The organism is Limnohabitans sp. MMS-10A-192 (assembly GCF_003063335.1).
In the GTDB taxonomy this organism is placed as follows: Bacteria; Pseudomonadota; Gammaproteobacteria; order Burkholderiales; family Burkholderiaceae_C; genus Limnohabitans_A.
On sequence record NZ_NERX01000020.1, the window covers coordinates 1 to 3,243 of the forward strand.

At 50.7% G+C, this 3,243-nt stretch carries 3 protein-coding genes; 1 reads left to right on the top strand and 2 read right to left on the bottom strand.

Annotated features, from left to right (window positions below):
* Positions 1–84: 84 nt before the first annotated feature.
* Together B9Z43_RS16925 and B9Z43_RS16930 are read right to left on the bottom strand one after the other, a co-directional pair.
* Positions 85–1,446, bottom strand: a complete 1,362-nt coding sequence (locus tag B9Z43_RS16925) for a hypothetical protein (RefSeq protein ID WP_146186084.1) — start codon at positions 1,444–1,446, stop codon at positions 85–87.
* A gap of 269 nt (positions 1,447–1,715) precedes the next feature.
* On the bottom strand, positions 1,716–2,027 hold the full coding sequence (locus tag B9Z43_RS16930; protein ID WP_146186085.1) for a hypothetical protein: 312 nt from the start codon (positions 2,025–2,027) through the stop codon (positions 1,716–1,718).
* Positions 2,028–2,116: 89 nt separating this feature from the next.
* Here B9Z43_RS16930 and B9Z43_RS16935 point away from each other — a divergent pair, with 89 nt between their 5' ends.
* Positions 2,117–2,911 carry a site-specific integrase gene (locus B9Z43_RS16935; RefSeq protein WP_233253980.1) on the top strand — a complete coding sequence of 265 codons (795 nt, stop codon included), beginning with the start codon at positions 2,117–2,119 and terminating at the stop codon, positions 2,909–2,911.
* The last annotated feature ends 332 nt before the right edge of the window (positions 2,912–3,243 follow it).

The following is a 3,243-nucleotide window of genomic DNA, read 5'->3' on the forward strand; positions in this document are numbered from 1 at the left end:
CTCAGCTCGATTGGGTATATTCCACCGGCTGAAGCTGAGGTGAACTACTACCGGCAACTAGCCGAGAGCAACGAGACCGAGGTCTCAACTTAAACCAACCAGCCTCCACGATACCCGGGGCGATTCACTTGCCTCAACAGCTGCACGCACGATATCCATTGCGTGTGTTTCGTTGTTTTGATACAGGTAAGCCACGATCTTAGCTTTGCTTGGTCTGCCACTTATCGTTTGCAAGTTAGGGTCACGCAAATATTGTGGTCGTTCTTTCTTCACCTGTTCAATCAACCAATCATCCAACTTGTTTTGCTCTTGTATAAACGCAAGCACCGAGGGATCCTTGACGAACCTTGCACGCTCTTCTGGGTTTTTGATGATGCTGACTAAGGCCGGATTTTGCCAAGTGCCGCCAGTGTCTTGCCAACCCTTCGTTGTCAGCCGTGCGCCAAAGCTAACAGCTGTGAATGCCTGCTTCAACAAGTCCAGCTGCTGATCACGTCGAACATTGCTTTCATCAAGAAATGTGTAGAGCCGGACTGTGTGCATCAGGTCCTTCTTGTCTTCAAGATAGTTCAGCGTGGCCTTGAACTCATCTCGCACGCTTGCACCAGGCTTGTGCTGTGCAATCCATTTCCAACCGTAGCCCATCTTCCAAGCAATGACGCTGGAACGCATATCGTATTCCCAGCAGTTGCCAAGCATTGCCTTGCGCAGGTCTTTTGGCACGCTTTGCACGCTGACGCCTTCATAGTAAGTTCGACCGAACGCACTTGGCTTTCGGCGTTGCAAGTAGATGCCACCTGTGTGTGCGCACACGGCCAAGATCGTTTTGGCCTGCCGTGTCCTGCTTTTCTTTTGCTTTGCATCGAACTTGTCTGACTTCGTATTGACCCAAGTGACATAGGCACTGAGGGACTCGACATCGACTTTTACTTGGTCAAACAACTCCCCTAACAAGTCTTCAGCATCATCACCAGACAGCTCCGGATACAGTAGATCGAAAAGCTCTTTGTTGCTTTCATCATCCCCTGTTAAAAATGCGTCGATCTCACGCTCGGCTTGTTCATCTGTCATTGCCTGCGTATTTATGGACATCGGATCTTCCATCGAGACCAGCTTGGTCAGCTTGACTTTGGACACGGTGCCTTTAATGTTGCTGCCCTTGTCTTCCCACTGCACCAATGCACAGCCGTTTTCCGCAAGCCAGCTATGCAAACGCTGCTTTTTCTTGCCGATCTGACCGCCCTTGTTTGCAAGTGCAGAAGTCGATATGGAATACAGATTCAGCTTGCGTTCATCCTCAGCTTGACCACGCTGCAACGCATCGAACAGCATTGCACCCAACACCTTGCAATACTTGGCCAGTGCTTTTTCTGCACTTTTAGGGGGCGTTGGGAACGCCTTGCGCAGTGCCTCAAGCACTTCAGGTTTTGGTGTCAGTTTGATCATCGTTCGTCCTTGTGTTCTTCGCCGCTACAGCAGCATCACCTCTATTTAGTGATCACAAGAAATAGGTGTGTGACTTTTTGATCATCCCACAAAAAGTCACACGCTTATAGTAATAACTGAAGAAGCAAAGCACTGCCACCTGATGCCACCTGATCGGTCTTCAGTTGGCTTGCCAAAAAAAGGCCAATCCTCTGTCTTGCCAGTCCTTGCGCCACTTGGCCTGTGTGACTTGTCTGAACTGTTGCCACGATGATGCCTTGATCAAGCAATCAGAAATAGGTGTGTGACTTTTTAGTCGCCACACAAAAAGTCACACGCTTATAGTAATAAATGAAGAAGCAAAGCAGTGCCACCTGATGCCACTTGTTGATCTGCACTTGGCTTGCTAAAAGGCCAATCCTCTGCGTGAGCAGTCCTTGCGCCACTTGATCTGCCTGACCACACGCAAGCCGATTTTCAATTCCGCGCTTTTTAGACACCCCGTGTGCTGCAATCACCAAGGCCTCGGTTCTCCGCATCCCGCAAAAACTGCGCACTAATTTTTTGAGTGCAGCTATGAAGACCTGGGCTGCACACTGCAAAGCTCACACCTCAAATCAGCCCTACAGCGCACGATCAGAACTTGAGTGCGTGTTGGGCTGTTGGTCGGCCTGATCGCAGCTTGTAGGGCTTGCTGTTCAATCACGCCGATTGCGTGGCAAGCAAGCCACAGCACTTAGGCCAAGCAAGCCGCCAATTGGAGACCAAACACTTTATGCAATCTACTTGGACCTCATTGCGACCGCTTGAGATCGAACAAGTCAGCATCAACCCGCCAAAGCATCGGGTTTCCATTGCCCACTCAGCCGACAAGATCACACACTTGCTGCACGACCTTTATTTGGACACAGCAATGGCAGCAGCAAAATCACTCACACCCGCAGAACTGCAACGAGTTCTCGCCTACATCGACACGCAGGCCTACGCACAACGCAACAGGGCAATGTTGATGATGACTGTTGCAGCTGGACTTCGCGTTTCCGAAGTTGCTGGGCTTACGCTTGGGGATGTTTTAGACAGCACGGGTGCTGTGCGCAGTGAAGTGTTTTTGGCCAGTCATCGCGTCAAACACGGACACGCACGCACCATCTTCATCAACAGCCGACTGCAACAAGAACTTGCCACCTTCATTGCCACACGCACACATCTCGACCCAAGCTTTCCGCTGTTTGCATCACATCGCGGACCTCGACGCCACTTTTCGCCAAACACATTGGCACAGCATTTTTACTGGCTCTATCGCAAGGCTGGCGTGAGTGGTGCAAGCTCACACAGCGGAAGAAAAACATTCCTAACAAGTTTGGCATCGCAAGGCATCAGTGTGTTCGTTCTGGCAAAGTTGGCTGGGCACAAGGACATCAAAACCACGATGCGTTATGTAACGACAAGCGACGATATGTTGCGCAAGGCCGTCGAGCTGGTCTAAGCAACCATTACTTTAAGTAATAGTTTGCCTGGCGCACCTTGGCACAGTCAGGCCGCACTGATGCTGCCACACCAACTCTCAAAATGAGACTTACGGGCATCAAGCCCCAGTCAAAGCAGCCCTGCATCCAACCCACAAAAATGGCCGGGCTTGAGGATAGCTTGATGGCCTGACGGCAGCTTTTAGGGCTTGTGTTGCTGGCAGTGTGATCTGGCCGACTACTGAGCAAGTTGCACACCGATCGCTAACAAGTTATCCACAGCTTTTCATCTAAGTGTTCGATGCCGAACGCTGCTTTCTTTAAGAAATGACCAGCTGCAGCAGCGTTACGG